The sequence below is a fragment of the Haloquadratum walsbyi J07HQW2 genome (assembly GCF_000415985.1).
GTDB classification, from domain to species: domain Archaea; phylum Halobacteriota; class Halobacteria; order Halobacteriales; family Haloferacaceae; genus Haloquadratum; species Haloquadratum walsbyi_B.
In genome coordinates, this window is sequence record NZ_KE356561.1 from 1,181,490 (window position 1) to 1,183,370 (window position 1,881).

Annotated in this window: 4 protein-coding genes and 1 pseudogene; all 5 read right to left on the reverse strand. The window is 48.5% G+C overall.

Translation table 11 applies throughout. The features are described 5' to 3' along the window. Nucleotides 1-260, reverse strand: a 260-nt coding sequence (locus tag J07HQW2_RS05335) for a response regulator (protein ID WP_021054382.1), incomplete at its 3' end; no start/stop codon positions are given. Between the two features lie 185 nt (nt 261-445). Continuing rightward, complete coding sequence (locus J07HQW2_RS17870; protein ID WP_303703981.1) at nt 446-652, reverse strand: hypothetical protein; 207 nt, start codon at nt 650-652, stop codon at nt 446-448. Between the two features lie 36 nt (nt 653-688). Further along, a complete protein-coding gene (locus tag J07HQW2_RS17875) occupies nt 689-892 on the reverse strand; it encodes a zinc ribbon domain-containing protein (protein WP_303703982.1) in 204 nt (67 codons plus the stop codon). A gap of 223 nt (nt 893-1,115) precedes the next feature. Beyond that, entirely contained in the window at nt 1,116-1,463 is a 348-nt protein-coding gene (locus J07HQW2_RS17880) for a hypothetical protein (RefSeq protein ID WP_021054383.1), read from the reverse strand. A gap of 203 nt (nt 1,464-1,666) precedes the next feature. After that, nucleotides 1,667-1,881 (reverse strand): annotated as a pseudogene (locus tag J07HQW2_RS17885) (hypothetical protein); the annotation flags it as partial.

The following is a 1,881-nucleotide window of genomic DNA, read 5'->3' on the forward strand; positions in this document are numbered from 1 at the left end:
AATGGCATCTCAGGATATTTGTCCCGAACAGTTTCCAAAAAGTCAATTCCATCGATCTGAGGCATATCGTAATCAGAAATAATACAATCGAATGTCGAGTCAGCGAGGCAAGCGAGTCCGTCGCTTGCACTTGCGACGATTTCAGTATCGAACCGGTCGTTTTCCCGCTCCAGAAATGTTGTCGTCATCTCGGCAAAATCCAATTGATCATCAACGTGGAGAACACGGATTGTATCCTTACGTTTCTCTCTGGTCGTCATATTCAGTTACTAGTGGGTGTATTTTTGTAGTATAATAAAACTTCTTGGCGCAGTTGCAATTACTATGACAGACAGCGCAGATATAATCACTATGAGTACTGCAAACCAATAGTTAATTTGTGCCGGTTCGGTTCAAAAACACACTGATAAAATAAATGTGTACATGTCTCGTGAACTACCCCACCCTAGTCACTCACCGAGACAACCATCTCGGCTCCTGACTTGAGGATGGGGCTTCCCTTGGTCTCACGCGGGCTTCCTGTTTCGACGACGGTCTTTGCAGGGACTGATTCACTGCGAATCTTCCCCGTATCCGTATCCGTACCGTAGGGAGACCAGTCTCCATCAGGCGTTCTACGGTGGGCTGTCCCAGTCCCAGTCCCAGCCCTCACCTCACCTCACCTCACCTCACCTCACCTCACCTCACCTCACCTATCGCCAAGCAACTCCACACCACTCTCACTCTCTAACACGGTAATACTACCATTCCAATCCCTGTCCCTGTCCAGTTCAACACCACATGAAAGACAAAAATGCTCTCTAATCCACATAGGCTTGTCGGATTCGATACCACACCCAGAACATTCCTTCGATGTGCCCGCTGGTTTAATTTTCTCAACATAACACAACACCCATTCAACTCAGCCTTGTATTCAAGCAATCGGATGAACTGGCTCCAAGCTGAATCCTGCTTATTCCGAGCATTGTGTGACTGTTCCAACATCGGCTTCACATCCAAGTCTGAGTCCTCGACACAGACAGCATCAGACTCTGTGGTCAGCCAAGAGGTGAGTTTGTGGATTTGCTGGAAATCCAATCCAGTCCAGTACCTTACGTCGAATATGACGCTTAATCTTAGCAACCCGCTTCCGCTTCCGCTTCCGTGTTTTTGCCTGTTGGTCGAACCGGTCTGGTCTGCTTCCGGGAGAGCTTTCGCTGTTCTCTTTCCAGCCGTTCGTACTGGTCTGCTAACCTGGACTCGAGTCCAGTCCAGTCCAGTCCATCCACGGAAACTCCGTCTCCGTCTCCGTCACTCGTGTGGAGATAGTTGAGAACCCCAAGCCAAGCCAAGCCAAGGTCGATTCCGACACAGTCGTCGGATTCAAGCTCTTCGGCAGGTGTTTTCTCTGGAACTCGCTTGTCTTCCACTTCGACAGAAAGCGAGAGCGAGACATACCAGTCACCTGTTGTCTCTGTTTTCACGGTGACTTCTTTAATTGTGGCGCGGTCTGGAACAGGTCGATGATAGCGGATTGGAATATTTCCTATCTTGGAGAGCCAGAGTGAGAGTGTCGCGTTATTCGTGCTTTGACCACTCGTACTCGTGTGTGTGAGTTCGAAGCCAGACTGCGAATACGTGATACTCTGATACTCTCGTGAGGACTTCCACTTCTACTCTAGCTCACCTAGCTTGTAGCCTTTTTTGTTTGTTTCTGTTGACTGAGATTAGACAGGTTGTCAGAGAATCGTTCGACGGTTTTCTGAAGTGCTTTGGAGTGAACCGTGCTAACGATTGAGAACTCTTCTGTCCAGTCGGTGAGTTCGAGTCGTTTGTGATGTTTGTATGCAGTCCCGATATTCGATTGGTTGGTTCTGCAGACCCAATTATTCGATTCGATTC